The sequence below is a fragment of the Gluconobacter sp. P1D12_c genome (assembly GCF_018812105.1).
Lineage (GTDB): Bacteria > Pseudomonadota > Alphaproteobacteria > Acetobacterales > Acetobacteraceae > Gluconobacter > Gluconobacter oxydans_A.
On record NZ_JACSIQ010000002.1, the window covers coordinates 74,868 to 90,513 of the forward strand.

12 protein-coding genes are annotated in these 15,646 nt (G+C 54.1%); 8 read left to right on the plus strand and 4 right to left on the minus strand.

Translation table 11 applies throughout. The features are described 5' to 3' along the window. Positions 1-81 precede the first annotated feature (81 nt). Complete coding sequence (locus tag KP705_RS02365; protein WP_046901757.1) at positions 82-1,536, plus strand: NCS1 family nucleobase:cation symporter-1; 1,455 nt, start codon at positions 82-84, stop codon at positions 1,534-1,536. Here KP705_RS02365 and KP705_RS02370 read toward each other — a convergent pair. From KP705_RS02370 to KP705_RS02385, 4 genes are all read right to left on the minus strand, one after another. Beyond that, on the minus strand, positions 1,448-2,158 hold the full coding sequence (locus KP705_RS02370; RefSeq protein WP_080951514.1) for a TetR family transcriptional regulator C-terminal domain-containing protein: 711 nt from the start codon (positions 2,156-2,158) through the stop codon (positions 1,448-1,450). The two genes, KP705_RS02365 and KP705_RS02370, sit on opposite strands and share 89 nt — an antisense overlap. A gap of 82 nt (positions 2,159-2,240) precedes the next feature. Beyond that, a complete protein-coding gene (locus KP705_RS02375; RefSeq protein WP_046901758.1) occupies positions 2,241-3,482 on the minus strand; it encodes a Zn-dependent hydrolase in 1,242 nt (413 codons plus the stop codon). 56 nt (positions 3,483-3,538) lie between these two features. After that, positions 3,539-4,807 carry an NAD-dependent dihydropyrimidine dehydrogenase subunit PreA gene (gene preA, locus KP705_RS02380; RefSeq protein ID WP_215763942.1) on the minus strand — a complete coding sequence of 423 codons (1,269 nt, stop codon included), beginning with the start codon at positions 4,805-4,807 and terminating at the stop codon, positions 3,539-3,541. Continuing rightward, positions 4,800-6,152 (minus strand): NAD(P)-dependent oxidoreductase, encoded by a 1,353-nt coding sequence (locus tag KP705_RS02385; protein ID WP_046901760.1) that lies wholly within the window; start codon positions 6,150-6,152, stop codon positions 4,800-4,802. The genes preA and KP705_RS02385 overlap by 8 nt, the downstream gene beginning before the upstream one ends. A gap of 387 nt (positions 6,153-6,539) precedes the next feature. Between KP705_RS02385 and KP705_RS02390 the strand changes: the two genes are divergently transcribed. From KP705_RS02390 to KP705_RS02420, 7 genes are all read left to right on the plus strand, one after another. Then, positions 6,540-6,815, plus strand: a complete 276-nt coding sequence (locus KP705_RS02390; protein ID WP_046901761.1) for a YtcA family lipoprotein — start codon at positions 6,540-6,542, stop codon at positions 6,813-6,815. A gap of 2 nt (positions 6,816-6,817) precedes the next feature. Continuing rightward, on the plus strand, positions 6,818-7,867 hold the full coding sequence (mdtN, locus tag KP705_RS02395; RefSeq protein WP_046902106.1) for a multidrug transporter subunit MdtN: 1,050 nt from the start codon (positions 6,818-6,820) through the stop codon (positions 7,865-7,867). Then, positions 7,848-9,677 carry an FUSC family protein gene (locus tag KP705_RS02400; RefSeq protein WP_215763943.1) on the plus strand — a complete coding sequence of 610 codons (1,830 nt, stop codon included), beginning with the start codon at positions 7,848-7,850 and terminating at the stop codon, positions 9,675-9,677. Before mdtN ends, KP705_RS02400 begins: the two co-directional genes overlap by 20 nt. Next, positions 9,674-11,269 (plus strand): TolC family protein, encoded by a 1,596-nt coding sequence (locus KP705_RS02405; RefSeq protein ID WP_215763944.1) that lies wholly within the window; start codon positions 9,674-9,676, stop codon positions 11,267-11,269. Before KP705_RS02400 ends, KP705_RS02405 begins: the two co-directional genes overlap by 4 nt. Before the next feature lie 687 nt (positions 11,270-11,956). Then, positions 11,957-12,508, plus strand: a complete 552-nt coding sequence (locus KP705_RS02410; RefSeq protein ID WP_046901762.1) for a sugar dehydrogenase complex small subunit — start codon at positions 11,957-11,959, stop codon at positions 12,506-12,508. 19 nt (positions 12,509-12,527) lie between these two features. Next, positions 12,528-13,988 carry a cytochrome c gene (locus KP705_RS02415; RefSeq protein WP_046901763.1) on the plus strand — a complete coding sequence of 487 codons (1,461 nt, stop codon included), beginning with the start codon at positions 12,528-12,530 and terminating at the stop codon, positions 13,986-13,988. Between the two features lie 20 nt (positions 13,989-14,008). Then, positions 14,009-15,643 (plus strand): GMC family oxidoreductase, encoded by a 1,635-nt coding sequence (locus tag KP705_RS02420; protein ID WP_046901764.1) that lies wholly within the window; start codon positions 14,009-14,011, stop codon positions 15,641-15,643. The last annotated feature ends 3 nt before the right edge of the window (positions 15,644-15,646 follow it).

The following is a 15,646-nucleotide window of genomic DNA, read 5'->3' on the forward strand; positions in this document are numbered from 1 at the left end:
GAAACTGTATGGTTAATCTGACCAGCCGGTCAACATAACGATTGCGCTTCCGGAATTTTTTCGAGAACGAGGATCACCAGAATGACACAGTCACCGGACGCGTACGCTACAGGGCGCCTGACGAATGCGGATCTGGCGCCTGTTCAGAGCCGGAACTGGGCATGGAAGGACTTTCTCTTCCTCTGGATGTCTGATGTACACAGTGTCGCGGGCTACATGACGGTTGGCACGCTGTTCATGATGGGGTTGCCGGTCAGCAGTGTGCTCATCGGACTGCTTGTTGCAATCGTTGCCGTGCAGCTTCTCTGCAACCTGATCGCGGTTCCGAGCCTGAAGTCCGGCGCCCCTTTTCCGGTCATTATCCGAAGCGTCTTTGGCGTGTACGGCGCGGTCGTCCCGGCGCTTGTGCGTGGGATCATTGCCGTCGGCTGGTATGGAATCCAGACATGGCTGGCATCCAATGCTGTGGTTCTGTTTGTTCTTCGGATAATGCCGTCACTGGCAGACTACAGCGATGTTCATCATCACGGACTGATGGGGCTTTCGCTTCTCGGCTGGTTGGCCTTTCTGCTCATCTGGGCTTTGCAGTTGGCGGTATTCTGGCGCGGAATGGAGTCCATCCGGCATTTTATAGACTGGGCTGGGCCAGCCATTTACGTCATGATGATCCTGCTTGATGGCGTGCTTCTGTGGAAGACGCATGGACAGATCAGCTTTTCTGTCCTTCCCCAGTCTGCTCTCTCCGTCGGACAGCATCTGACAGGCGTGTTGAATGTGATCTCTCTGACGATCGCATTCTTCTCCCCAATTATCCTGAATTTTGGCGATTTTGCACGCTACGGTATTAGCCTGAGTGCGGTACGGCGCGGTAATTTCTGGGGCCTGCCGATCAATTTTATGGCGTTCTGCGCACTTGCGCTCACAACAGTTACGCTAACCCAGCCTGTTCTGGGGCAGATCCTCGTTGATCCGGTTGAGACTGTGACGCGTCTGGATAGTCAGACCGTCATGATTGTGGGAATTTTGACTTTCGTTCTCGCGACCATCGGGATCAATATTTCTGCCAATTTTGTCTCAGCAGCGTTTGATTTTTCCAATATAGCCCCGGCATCCATTTCATGGCGTGGCGGCGGTGTCATTGCGGCGATTGGTGCCATCGCTCTCACGCCCTGGAACCTCTATGCCCGTCCGGATCTGATTCACCTGACACTCGACATACTGGGTCTGTTCATCGCTCCTGTGACAGGAATTCTTCTGGCGGACTACTATCTCGTTCAGCGGGAAACCCTGGACGTGCCTGCGCTGTACAGCACGGACCCATCGGCTGCTTACTGGTACCGAAGTGGTGTAAACCCTACTGCAATCTGGGCTTTGGGTCTGGCTGTGCTGGTTGGACTCGCAAACGTCTTCCTGCCAGCATTAGCCGTATTCCAGAATTTCGCGTGGTTTACAGGCTTTTTTTCAGGGTTTTGTTTTCATCTGCTTCTGACGCGCCTGAGACCGGTTGGGAGAACAGCGGACGGACAAGCGTCATAAGAGTGTTGACGGCAGTTTCATAATCGCCGTCAGTAAGAGGTTTACGGTCCAGAACGGCCTCATACTGGACCTGCATATCCGCATATGCCTGCGTACCCGACCATAAGAGAAACAACAGATGAGTCGGGTCGATAGGCGCCATGATGCCCTTCGCCTGCCATTCCAGAAAGATTGCGACATGTCGGGCTACATGGGCTCGCAGCTCTCCCCTTAAGAAGTCCTGAACCATGTGGCCGCCTGAGAGCACTTCCTGTGCGAAGAGACGCGATCCTTCTGGGCGCGCGCGGGAGAATGCAATCTTGGCTTCTATGTATCCCCTGAGTCCATCCAGCGGGTCCTTGTCAGAAGAAAGCCAGTGATCGGCATCTGTCAGCCATACATCCAGCAGGCGTGACAGTGTGGCGTTGTACAGGTCTTCTTTGGAGCCGAAATAGTAGAGAATATTGCCCTTGGGGATGTCGCAGACCTTGGCAATATCTTCAAGGCGCGTTCCCTTAAGGCCGCGGGTGCCAAAGGTCCATTCCGCAGCATTCAGGATTTGCGGAACGGTGGCGCGGCGCGGCGCACCGGCACGAGTTCTTTTTCTGGGGCTGGGAGACGCCTCCAGACTGTCTTGTGGCATTGTCTTTCTCCCAGCCTGCTTTGCGGGAAGCGATTTTTGACAGCAGACAGGCTGGACGACAAGCCCCTGATTGGCAGAACGCCTAGAGCGTACTGTCTGCTCTCAAGACAGCACCAAGCAAAACATTGGCTCCGGCTTCGGCCTCGCTTTCCGTAATGCTTTCTTCCTCGTTGTGGCTCAGGCCATCTCTGCAGGGCACAAAAATCATGGCCGTTGGTGCAACGCGTGCGAGATACGCAGCATCATGCCCCGGGCCTGAGACAATCGAAAGGGGATCATAGCCCATCTGGCGCGCAGAATCCGCGACCATCTCCACGCACCGCGTATCAAAATGAACTGCGGGAGCATCCCAGATGGAGACGATCTCCAGCGTCACTCCGCCAGATTCAGCAATGCTGTGGAAGCGATCCATGAACTCCCGCTCCATGGTCGCGACGACGGTATCATCCGGGTGACGGATATCCACGGTGAAGAACGTCTCGCCAGGTACGACATTATTGCTGTTCGGGCGATTTTCAATCAGGCCCACTGTACCCACGGCCCCCGGAGCATGGCCCAGTGCTATCTCTGAGAGGGCCACAACCATTCTGGACGTTGCCAGTAGTGCGTCATGACGCATGGGCATAGGGGTAGAGCCAGCATGAGCATCCTTGCCCTTTACGGTTACCTCATACCACCGCATTCCCTGAACGCCAGAAACTGCCCCAATAACACGGTCTTTGACTTCAAGAATGGGTCCCTGCTCGATATGAAGCTCGAAATAGGCCGCGATGGGGTGATCGCCGCAGATCTCTTCACCGCGGTACCCAATAGAAACAAGCTCATCCCCAAAACGCGCACCTGCGCGATCTCGCTTGTCCAGAACCTCCTCTTCCGTAAAAACGCCTGCGAAGACACCTGAGCACATCATCGGAGGCGTAAAACGAGACCCTTCCTCGTTTGTCCAGTTAATCAGTTCGATGGGGTGGCGCGTTGTATGCCCGGCTTCATGAAGCGCCCGTAGAACTGCCAAGCCGCCCAGAACCCCCAGAATACCATCAAATTTCCCCCCGGTTGGCTGGGTATCCAGATGGCTGCCCATCGTGATGGGAGGCAGGCTGTTATCAAGTCCCGGGCGGCGGGCAAACATGTTGCCCATCGTATCGACCGTGATGGTGCAGCCCAGACTTTCACAGGTCGAAGCGAACCATTCGCGAACCTGTTTATCTTCTGGGGTCAGTGTTAACCGACGGATACCGCCTTTTGGTGTTCCACCAAACTGGGCCGTATCCATCAGATTTGCCCAGAGAGCGTTCCCATTAATCCGCATATTGCTATGAAACATGCCAGTCCTCTTTCATCCGTCCGTCTGGTGACCCTGTGGCCGCCGCGTCATGCCTCTCAGGCGGGAATACGATGGGGGTTGGAAGGATGATGGGGCCATGTCAGTTCCCCATCTACGGGCTGTGGAACCATTGTGATGCAATCGTCCACCGGGCATACATGCGCACACAGATTGCAGCCCACGCACTCCTCTTCGATCACTTCGTAATGTCTGCGATCAGTCGTATTTTTCTTGGAAATGGCCTGATGGGACGTATCCTCGCAGGCGATATGACAGAGACCACACCCGACACAGGCATCCTGATCGATATTGGCGAGGGTCTTGAACTTCATGTTGAGCTGGTTCCACGGCACGAACTGCGAAACGGCCCGGCCTGTCAGATCCTCCAGCCGCTCATAGCCTTTCTGGTCCATCCAGTTGGACAGGCCATCAATCATGTCTTCCACGATGCGGAACCCATAATGCATCGCCGCGGTACAGACCTGAAGCGATCCTGATCCCATTGCAAGAAATTCGGCAGAATCCCGCCAGTTGCTGATTCCACCAATTCCGGAGATGGGAATTCCAGCCATAATAGGGTCTCTGGCAATCTCTCCGATCATGCGTAGCGCAATTGGTTTTACGGCAGGCCCGCAATAGCCACCATGCGTTCCTTTCCCGCCCACAACCGGCATGGGCGCCATGGCATCCAGATCTACGCCAATGACCGACTGAATGGTGTTGATCAGGGAAACTGCATCCGCGCCACCTGCCCGTGCGGCGCGTGCCGGCATCAGGATGTTAGTTACGTTTGGCGTCAGCTTGACGATCACCGGCATCCGCGTGTTCTGCTTGCACCAGCGTGTCACCATTTCAACGTATTCCGGAACCTGCCCGACCGCCGCACCCATATTGCGCTCGGACATACCATGCGGGCATCCGAAGTTCAGTTCGATCCCGTCTGCGCCTGTCTCCTCAACGATCGGTAGAATGGCTTTCCATTTATCTTCCTCGCAGGGCACCATGAGGCTGACGATAAGGGCGCGATCCGGAAATTCACGTTTGACGCGCTTGATTTCCGCGATGTTGGTCGCAAGCGGACGGTCCGAAATCAGCTCGATGTTGTTGAGACCGATCAGCCGACGTCCCTCAAAGCCCAAGGCTCCATAGCGGGAGCTCAGATTGACGACCGGTGGATCTTCCCCAAGCGTTTTCCAGACAACACCACCCCATCCGGCCTGAAAGGCCCGGCGAACGTTGTATTCCTTGTCAGTCGGCGGTGCAGAAGCAAGCCAGAATGGATTGGGAGATTTGATTCCAGCAAAAACCGTGCGCAGGTCAGCCATTGTGGTTGGCCCTTTCCGTGTTGGATGCCATCAGTTCATTATGAAGCGCTTCAGCTGCGTTCCGTCCGTCCCGGACAGCTGCAACGGTAAGATCTTCTCCTGCCGTACAGTCGCCACCCGCATAAACTCTCGGCATGGAGGTGCGTCCTGTTTCATTCACAACGATGCGCCCGTTTTCCACGAGAATCTGGTCGTTTCGCACTGGGTCTGGGATGAAAACCTGCCCGATTGCTTTAAGGACCATGTCGGCCGCGAGTGTGAAGGCATTCTGCGGATCGTAACCGCTGTCAGGCGTGCCTCGAAGAAATGTGATGCTCCTGATGGCCCCGTCCTCGACATTGAGTTGACTGGGAGACGCCCAGAATCTGACCGTTACGCCGTTTGTTTGGGCCCATTCTCGTTCAACTTCCGTGGCCGACATGTGCTCAGCCCCGCGCCGATAAACCAGCGTTACCTCTTCCGCACCCAGACGTTTTGCCTGCACTGCTGCGTCAACTGCCGTGTTGCCGCCGCCGATCACGACAACGCGTCTGCCAACTACAACTTCCGAGAGATTCCGAGAGCGGAGGGTCTCGATAAAATCGACTGCATCCAAAACGCCCTCTGCGAACTCGCTTTCCAAGCCTAGAGCGCGCACACCTGCCAGACCCAGGCCCAGGAAAACGCCGTCATAGGTCTCGCGGAGGCCCGCAAGCGTGATGTTCTCCCCGAGCGTCGCGTTACCCTGGAAGGTGATCCCTCCAATCTCCAGGAGGAAATCGATTTCTTTCTGGGCGAAGTTGTCAGCAAGTTTATAGGCCGCGACACCATACTGGTTGAGGCCACCGGGTGCATCGTGTCGATCAAAGATCGTGACATCATGCCCATGCATGGCCAACCGATGGGCGCAGGCTAGCCCCGCTGGCCCTGCTCCTACTACGGCCACGCGCTTTCCGGTGCTTGCGGCTCGCTGAAACGGGTGAGTGTTCTGCTGCATTTGCCAATCTGTAGCAAACCGCTGCAGCGCGCCTATTCGCACGGCATGATGAGCTTCAATCGCGGTGTGAACACATTTCTGCTCACACAGAATTTCGGTCGGACAAACCCGGGCACACGACCCGCCCAGAATGTTGGACTGAAGAATGGTACGTGAAGCGCCGGCAAGATTGTCAGATGCGATGGCTTTGATGAACCGCGGAATATCAATGTCCGTGGGACAGGCCTCAACGCAAGGAGCGTCGTAGCAGTAAAAGCATCGATCGGCTTCCAGCGCCGCCTGTTCGGCCGACAGACCAGGGTGAGCGTCGGCGAAGTTCAGTTCCAGAGCGGTTTCCGCCAATCGGCCACATGCAATATCGAGTCGCATACTCGTCTCCTGCCTGACTTGGTTCGTAATCGGAATGGTATGAGTTCGAAATACTTCCTGGCAAGGATTTTCTGACCAAACGTTCAGTTTATGCGAGACTATGGGTTCTACGTGGGAGGCTGTTCGCATCTGCGGCATTTGTTGGAACGACTGATCATGAGAAATCGCGTCGAGAAGATGTTAGCGTTTTCTTCCCCCCAAGGCTTTTCCGATGAAGACAAATCCATCATTCACGGAAAGTCTAATCAAGGCGGCCGTCATTGTTTACTCCGTAAATCAATGCACCCAAGTTCAAACACTTAGTCATGCGATACGGAGTAGCCTTTGGAGTGGAATGTGGTAGGCTGGCACTCTGTTTGTTGGACGCAGAAAGCTTTGACACCTCTCATGCGATTTACCCGCCTGCGTTTTCTCATTCCTGTCTCGTGTTTATTGGCGAGTGAAGGATGCACCCTCCAGGGCGCCCCTTCTTTTCCAGTTGTAGGTGCTTACTTTCCGGACTGGATGGTCTGTGGCCTCATTGGTGTTGCGGTTGCAGTTGGATTGCGAGTGATATTCCTTCTAACCGGCCTTGATGCCATCCTCAGCTTTCGTCTCTTCACCTATGTAGCGCTGGGCGTTATCGCCGCACTGACTGTGTGGACGCTGGTGTTCGGGCCTTGATGATGCAGCGCGTTCAAGTTTCCGGAAAAAAGCCGATTGGTATTATCGTTGCAATCGTCTGCGTTGGGGCAGCCATTCTCTTCGGCGTCCATGTCTCGCATGAAGACAGCACTCATCCGTCTTCTGACAGCGGAAGTATTGACGCAGAAATGGTGCACGTCGCCTCCACCGTTGGTGGACGGTTGAAGGAGCTCCGAGTTGTCGTCAATCAGCATGTTCATAAGGGGGATGTTCTTTACCAACTTGATCCTGAACCCTACGAACTGATTCTCCGACAGGCTCAGGCCAATCTGGATCTCGCGAATGCGGAGGTCGAGAACCAGACACGGCTGCTCAGCATCAAGACATCCAACGCCGCCACGGCAGATGACCAGGTTGTTCGCGCCAGAACCAATCGTGATTTGGCCGCACGTACGGTGGAGCGTCTGAAGCCGCTTGCTGGCAAGTCCTATATTCCGTGGCAACAGTATGATCAGGCTCGTGTAGCACTCCACGACGCTGAAGTGTCGCTTTCGCAGTCGAAAAACCAGTCTGTCGCAGCGACAACAGCTATCGGAGATCTGAAAAGCTCTCTTGCCGCACGGGATGCCAGTCAGGCAGCCCTGGACCACGCAAAATACGAGCTACGCCAGACTGTAGTTACAGCTCCTGCGGATGGTTATGTCACGAGTTTACGGGTTAAAGCTGGTGAGGTTCTCGCACCGTCTCAGGTCCTGTTCACGCTCATTACCGATGACGAGTGGTACGCTACCGCCAATATCCGTGAGATCAATCTTTCTTCCGTTCAGATTGGCGACTGCGTGACCGTTCACTCGATGATTGATCGCCACAGTCCTCTACGCGGACACGTCGAAAGTATTGGTTGGGGCGTTCTGTCTGTGGATTCTGCTGGTGTTGCCCGGTCACTGCCCATCGTACCGCGCCAAATGGACTGGGTTCACGTCGCCCAACGCTTTCCGGTGCGTATCAAGTTGGAGAGGGCAAACCCCCTTTTGCTAAGACTTGGCGCCACAGCAACCGTTGAGATCCGGCATGGCGCTGCCTGTCCCTGACACTCTGGCGAATGCCCCCTCGTCTTCCAGCATGAGGGTGCCAGGACTGGGATTGGCACGGATCTGGCGGATGGTCTGTGACCCTGCCCCGGGGCGATTGGGATATGCGCTTCGCATGGCGGCCGCATGCACAACGACCGTGCTGATTGGAGAAATCTGGCAGGTTCCGGAACTGGCCGTGCCTGCTCTTGTGACCATGGCGCTGTGGCAGAAGGACCGCGTGACAAATGCTCTGGCTGGTGTGGCCGTAAATGTCCTTATCCTCATTCTGCTGCTGATCATTTACGCGCTCATCCGCCTGACGCTCGATCATCCTATGGGACTGGTGATCGTCATCGCCCTCTTGTCGTTCAGTTTTTTCTTTCTGGGCTCCGCCAGCAAGCTAAAGCCTGTGGCTTATATGCTGGGTCTGATTACTGTTTACGGACTGATTGCGATTGATCAGGTCCCGGTTGGAGAAATCGTGACACGCGCCCTTCTCTACACGGATCTCTTTCTGGCCGTACCGGGTGCCGTCATGATTGTACTGGGGCTGTTGATTTGCCCGTCCCCCAAGAAGATCCTGACGGATAGCATATCTGCCCGGCTCTACATGGCTGTTCGCCTTCTCCAAACTCCTGATACCCTCACGCGGGAACGAGCGACAGATATGCTTCGGGAAGGCACGGTGGGCATGATGAAATCCGCCAAAATGGCCTCACTTGAAAAGATCTGGTCCGTTCACGATCTGGCTTGCTTGCGGCAGGCTGCCAACAGCAGCGTCGGTGTTCTTGCGCTTGCTGATGAGGCGAGCCGGGCAAGACTGCCACAGGAGCAGTTGTCTCGCCTGACTGAAACGCTTGAAGGCATGGCCAGGATTTTTGCGGGCGGTGACTATCCCACAGCCATCGAAAGCCCTGTAATCTCTTCGGAGCATCCGTCTTTACAGGCGATAACCGCCCTCCTGCCGAGTTTCACAACCCCTCCTGCCCCTGTCGCTGGAAAATCGCCAGAAAAGGAAAAATCCGGTTTCTTTTCTGAGGACGCCTTTACCAATCCAGACCATGTTCGCTTCGCAGTGAAAGGGACTGCTGCGGTGATGCTGAGTTATCTGACCTTCAAGGTTCTGGATTGGCCAGGCATCCACACTTGCATCATCACCTGCTTCATCGTCGCGTTGCCTACGATGGGCGAGATGATTTCAAAGCTGACGCTGCGCATCACGGGTGCTCTCATAGGCGGAACGCTGGGGATCGCCTCTATTATCGCCGTGATGCCACACCTGAATGGCATCACCGGATTTCTGGTGCTTGTCTTTGTTGTTTCCCTGATCGGGGCGTGGGTCAAGACAGGCGACGAGCGTATTGCTTATGCTGGTTTTCAGATCGGTCTGGCATTTTATCTGACAGATCTGAAGGGCTATGGCCCTACTGCAGACATGGCCACCGCACGGGACCGTATTGTCGGTATCATGCTTGGTAATCTCATTACATATGCCATGTTCACCAGCTTCTGGCCGGCAAGTGCCTACGATCATTTGGGGGCCAGTCTTCGCAAACTGACAGATTGCCTTAAGCGGCAGGGAGCGGCTCAGAGCTCTGAAGATCAGCTTCAGGCGGCTGCTCTTAGTCAATCCGCGTTACTGGAAAGCGAACGAACGCTGGAATATGCGATGTCTGAGCCTGCGCATATGCGCGCTGACCAGCCTCGTCTTCAGGCGGCCCGAAATGCCTTGATCGATGCCTCGAGGCTGACTGAAGAATTGCTTGCAACTCCCAAGCGGCCAGAACTAGCCGATCGCACGGCACGACTGGAACAGATTGCTTCATGATTCACTTCAAAAGAACCTTTTTGCTACCGCTCCTGCTATCGGGCTGCGCGACCCAGGCACTTGAAACGGCGCCAGCCAGCCCTGATCGGCCATGGCAACCGAATGTCGCTACAAACGGAGAACTGTTACCTGGTAAGCCCGGCCCTCACACACTGGCCGTCCCTGCTGGATACACATTGCCGTCCAATAGCCAGATCCGTGTGCGGCCTCCTGCCCCAGAATTGGCGCCTCAAGCAGGGCATGCCTATTCCCTGCCTGAACTGATCGATATTGCGCAGTCCGCTAATCCTGAAACGAGACGTGCCTGGAACCTTGCGCGCGATGCCGCTCTGGCTGTGGGAATTACGAAGAGTGCGTATTTGCCCCGCCTAACCGCGACAGTTGTGGGCGGATACAATCATAGCCGTAATGACGGTGCGAACCCGTCGGTTAGCAATGCGGGCATTGCTGAAGATGCAATTAACTCGGGTTTGAGTGGGTTAAACAGTGCTTTGGGCGGTGTTCGCAACAGCAGGTCGGGCGCTGGCGAAATCCAGACCCTAGGTATGGAATGGCTGCTGTTCGACTTCGGCAAACGTGAGGCCGTTATTGCCGCCACAAAGCAGGCACAGATTGCAACCAATGTGCTCTTCACTGCTACCCACCAGAAAATAATCTACAGGGTGACAACGGCCTATTACACCCATGCTGCAGCGCAAAGCCGTGTCATATTGCTGCGTAAAGCGCACGACAATGCGCGTTTTGTGGAAGCGTCTGCAATCGCAAAGCTGCATCAGGGACAAGGCACCATAGTGGATGTCACGCAGGCTCGGCAGGCTACGGCACAGACTGAACTGCGACTTGTGCAGGCAGAGGGCGATGAACAGAATACGGCCCTTGAACTTCTGAATGCCATTGGTATTTCGCCGAACACGAAACTTGAGACACTCGATATTTCTGGCCGTCCGCTCGGGCTGGATGATATTCGTCTGACTGACGCATTTGTCCAACAGGCCGTTTCACGCAGACCGGACGTTCTTGCAGCATACGCAAATGCGAAAGCGGCAAAAAGCAGAGTTCGCGCAGCGAAAAGTGAATTTTTGCCCAAGATCTTCATGACAGGAAATGTGGCCTACACCACGGGGCGTCTGGCGCTCTCATCCGTGCCGGGAGTGGGAAGTGAGGCTCCCCCAACCCTTAACTTATCGAGTAATGCCTTCAGCAGTTTGATCCTTGGTGGGATTACTGTCCCCATCTTCGATGGGGGAACCCGAGCGGCGTTGCTGAAGCAGGCCCAGGATCAATCTGACAGTGCGGATGCGACATTGCAGCAAACAGTCGACAGTTCAGTGAAGCAGATTGTAGTCGCAGAAAATGCGCTCCGTACAAGCCTGAGTGCCTATACCGCATCAGCAAAGCTGGAGACGGCAGCGATGACAAGTTTTGAGGCATCCTCGACCGCATATCGTAGTGGCGTCGGCTCCGTGACGCAGACGAGTATCGCGCAGAATGCGTATCTTGATGCGACACTGAGCCATTCAGATGCCTATTATGCTGCCTTGATCGCCGCAGCCGGGCTTGCGTTCGGCACTGGCTCCCTTAATCAGAATTAGAAGTAATACTCTCCCTTGCTACGAAGGTTTTGAGTGGTTCGAAGCTATCGGCGTTCAGGGGCACGATAATGCGTTATTTTTCAAGTCGGATTTGTTCTTATGGAGCCTGTGCCGAAAAGCTGGATAATTGGAACTACAAGATAAGAATTTCATAGGGTAGATTTAAAAACCAGCCGTTCGCAAACTTTCTTGAATGGGGTTTAGTTCGTCATATTCATATCGATTAAGATGTATTTTGAGGCGCATGGGTGGTGTTCCCTCACTCAGTGATCAAACGCTAAGGCGAATCATAAATCAGCACGTGACAGCGATTTTTTTTCACATAAGACCAAGGGTGCAACACCAAAAAATTATAAAATGATAAAGAAAAATAACTATCGTCAGATATTTCTTTATCGTTATAGAAAATATAGAAATAAATATAAAATAATAATATCCAAACAAATATTTGCATTACTTTTATTAAATAATAATTATAAATACAAAAGTGTTAGTTTATAACGGTTATTTCTTTATAAATTTATGATAAAATAAGAAATATTTCCAATTATGCCGAAAACGTTACCAATAACAGTAACTGTAATCACCATCCTGTTATACCGAACAAAAAATAGTCATTTCTATTATTGGGAAAAAATCCGGATGAAGGGGGCATAACGTATCAAACTATGTCTCTGGAGAGCGCCGTTGGAAAAATTACCTGATCCCAATCCTGTCCCGGTCTTTCTCTCCCGCAGGCGTCTCCTTGCTCTATCTGGCGCCTGCATCACCGCTGCTGCAATCGGAACGATTAAGAAATGTTCTGCTCAAGAAATAGTAGCATCGAACCGGAATGGCGTTTCAGATTTTATGCAGCTATCAACCTTTGCCACCGGCCATAAAAATCTGGATCTCGCTATTGGATCCGCGCTGCTCCTCGCGTTTGAGGCCCAGACACACGATTTTTCTGCTCGCGTAGCAGCTCTTCGCGAAAGGATCGCGAAAAACGGTTATCAGGATGTTGAGGCGCTGGACGAAGGTCTTAACGGCGATCCTTTGCATGCCACGCTCCTTCAGATTATCCGCGGTTGGTATGCTGGCGTCATTGAAAGTGGAACAAACGCCAAGGTTTATGCTTTCGAAAAAGCGCTGATGTATCAATCGTCTCGCGATGTCGTCGTCATCCCGACTTATGCTCATAACGGGCCAAATTACTGGGTTGCAGAACCCGGTTCCGTCGACGCCATGCCGGAATTCTAAGGAAATTATCACAGTGAAAATGCGATATTTTCGTTCTCTGTCCGGCACTGCCCTGACAACGGTTCTGCTTTTCGCAGGAGCGTCTGCACTGGCACAACCGACGGAGCCCACACCCGCTTCAGCTCATCAACCATCTATCAGCCGCGGCCATTATCTTGCGATCGCAGCCGATTGTGCTGCGTGCCATACAAACGGACGGGATGGTCAATTTCTGGCGGGTGGATATGCGATCTCATCCCCGATGGGAAACATTTACTCCACCAACATCACACCCTCCAAAACCCATGGCATCGGAAACTACACGCTTAAGCAGTTTTCTCAGGCGTTAAGGCACGGTATCCGAGCAGACGGTGCACAGCTTTATCCGGCCATGCCTTATGACGCCTATAACCGCCTGACGGATGAAGACGTCAAATCGCTCTATGCCTACATCATGAACGAAGTAAAACCTGTAGACGCGCCGTCGCCCAGGACACAGCTCCCCTTCCCGTTCTCCATCCGTGCATCACTGGGTATCTGGAAGATTGCCGCGCGCATTGAAGGCAAGCCATATGTCTTCGACCATACCCACAACGATGACTGGAACCGCGGGCGTTATCTGGTTGACGAACTGGCTCATTGTGGCGAGTGCCATACGCCACGCAATTTCCTGCTTGCCCCTAATCAGTCCGCTTATCTGGCGGGAGCAGATATAGGCTCATGGCGTGCACCGAATATCACCAACGACCCTCAAAGCGGCATTGGCGGTTGGTCTGACCATGATCTCTACCAATACCTGAAAACCGGCCGAACGGCTCATGCACGTGCGGCAGGGCCGATGGCTGAAGCCGTTGAGCACAGTCTGCAGTATCTGCCAGACGGGGATATTTCAGCGATCGTGACCTATCTCAGGTCGGTTCCGCCTAAAGCAGAAGCTGGTCAAACGGTTGCCAATTTCGCTCATCTCGGTCGCCCATCAAGCTACAGCGTTGCTGATGCGAATGTGCGCCGTAACAACAGCACTCTGTCCAAAACAATGGATGGTGCAGCCCTCTATGAAGCCGTCTGCGCGAGTTGCCACCAGTCGAACGGTAAAGGGTCAGCGGATGGATATTATCCGTCCCTCGTGGGTAATACGACGACCGGACAGCGCAATCCGAACGATCTGATTGCCAGCATCCTCTATGGCGTGGACCGCACAACGGAGGATCATGAAATCCTGATGCCAGCCTTTGGCCCGGGAACTTTGGTGCAACCGCTCAATGATGAGCAGATCGCGACAATCGCAGATTACGTTCTGAGCCACTTTGGCAACGCGCAGGCCACTGTCTCTGCCGATGCCGTGAAACAGGTTCGTGTTGGTGGCAAGCAGGTCCCTCTCGCCAAACTCGCAAGCCCAGGCGTGATGCTTCTGCTCGGAGCTGGTGGCGTTTTAGGGGCCATCATCGTGGTGGGTGGCGTCTGGTGGCTGATCAGCCGTCGGAAACAGCGTGTCGCTTAATAGAATTCAAGGGTAAAATCATGTCTGGTGAAACGCTTTCGGCTGATGTCGTCATTATCGGAGCAGGAATCTGTGGGTCCCTGCTCGCCCATAAACTCGTTCGCAACGGTCTTTCTGTCTTACTGCTGGATGCAGGGCCTCGGCGGGATCGCTCCCAGATCGTAGAGAACTGGCGGAATATGCCGCCTGACAACAAGTCCCAGTATGATTACGCAACGCCTTATCCCAGCGTTCCCTGGGCGCCTCACACCAACTACTTTCCGGACAATAATTACCTGATCGTCAAAGGCCCGGATCGCACGGCGTACAAGCAGGGCATCATCAAAGGCGTTGGCGGCACAACCTGGCACTGGGCAGCCTCAAGCTGGCGGTATCTGCCAAACGATTTCAAGTTACACTCTACGTATGGCGTGGGCCGTGACTACGCTATGAGCTATGATGAACTTGAGCCTTATTACTATGAGGCAGAGTGCGAGATGGGTGTGATGGGCCCCAACGGAGAAGACATCACGCCGTCTGCGCCCCGCAAGAACCCTTGGCCCATGACGTCCATGCCTTATGGATATGGAGACCGCACCTTCACGGATGTGGTGAGTAAACTTGGGTTTTCGAACACTCCTGTTCCTCAGGCCCGTAACAGCCGTCCCTATGATGGCCGTCCACAGTGCTGCGGAAATAACAACTGCATGCCGATCTGCCCGATTGGAGCGATGTACAACGGGGTCTATGCCGCACTGAAGGCGGAGAAGCTGGGGGCCAGAATCATTCCGAATGCTGTCGTGTATGCGATGGAGACGGATGCCAAGAACCGGATCACGGCCATCCGCTTCTATGACCCGGAAAAACAGTCTCATCGTGTCGTTGCCAAAACGTTCGTCGTGGCCGCCAACGGCATTGAAACACCCAAACTGCTTTTGCTCGCGGCCAATGATCGCAATCCGAATGGGATTGCAAACTCATCGGACCTTGTTGGCCGGAACATGATGGACCATCCCGGCATCGGTATGAGCTTCCAGGCTGCAGAGCCTATCTGGGCTGGCGGCGGTTCGGTTCAGATGAGCTCCATTACGAACTTCCGTGACGGTGATTTCCGTTCTGAATATGCTGCGACACAGATTGGCTATAACAATACGGCTCAGAACTCCCGTGCTGGCATGAAAGCTCTATCCATGGGCTTGGTTGGCAGGAAGCTGGACCAGGAGATCCGCCGTCGTACGGCTCATGGTGTGGACATTTATGCCAACCATGAGGTCCTCCCTGACCCGAATAACCGCCTGGTGCTTTCCAAAGATCACAAAGACGCTCTCGGTATTCCGCATCCCGAAGTCACGTATGACGTGGGAGAATACGTGCGTAAATCAGCGGTCATTTCCCGGCAGCGCCTGATGGACATTGCCAAGGCCCTTGGGGGGACTGAAATTGAAATGAGCCCGTTCTTCACTCCGAACAATCACATCACCGGAGGCACGATCATGGGCCACGATCCGCGTGATTCTGTCGTGGATGAGTGGCTTAGAACCCATGATCACGCCAATTTGTTTCTCGCTACAGGCGCAACAATGGCGGCGTCTGGAACGGTGAATTCCACTTTGACGATGGCTGCGCTCTCACTCCGCGCCGCCGATGCCATTCTCAATGACCTGAAACAGGGGTAAGTG

Coding starts and splice junctions, on each gene's coding strand:
- KP705_RS02365 (WP_046901757.1), top strand. CDS start 82: ATGACACAGTCACCGGACGCGTACGCTACAGGGCGCCTGACGAATGCG.
- KP705_RS02370 (WP_080951514.1), bottom strand. CDS start 2,158: ATGCCACAAGACAGTCTGGAGGCGTCTCCCAGCCCCAGAAAAAGAACT.
- KP705_RS02375 (WP_046901758.1), bottom strand. CDS start 3,482: ATGTTTCATAGCAATATGCGGATTAATGGGAACGCTCTCTGGGCAAAT.
- preA (WP_215763942.1), bottom strand. CDS start 4,807: ATGGCTGACCTGCGCACGGTTTTTGCTGGAATCAAATCTCCCAATCCA.
- KP705_RS02385 (WP_046901760.1), bottom strand. CDS start 6,152: ATGCGACTCGATATTGCATGTGGCCGATTGGCGGAAACCGCTCTGGAA.
- KP705_RS02390 (WP_046901761.1), top strand. CDS start 6,540: ATGCGATTTACCCGCCTGCGTTTTCTCATTCCTGTCTCGTGTTTATTG.
- mdtN (WP_046902106.1), top strand. CDS start 6,818: ATGCAGCGCGTTCAAGTTTCCGGAAAAAAGCCGATTGGTATTATCGTT.
- KP705_RS02400 (WP_215763943.1), top strand. CDS start 7,848: ATGGCGCTGCCTGTCCCTGACACTCTGGCGAATGCCCCCTCGTCTTCC.
- KP705_RS02405 (WP_215763944.1), top strand. CDS start 9,674: ATGATTCACTTCAAAAGAACCTTTTTGCTACCGCTCCTGCTATCGGGC.
- KP705_RS02415 (WP_046901763.1), top strand. CDS start 12,528: ATGCGATATTTTCGTTCTCTGTCCGGCACTGCCCTGACAACGGTTCTG.
- KP705_RS02420 (WP_046901764.1), top strand. CDS start 14,009: ATGTCTGGTGAAACGCTTTCGGCTGATGTCGTCATTATCGGAGCAGGA.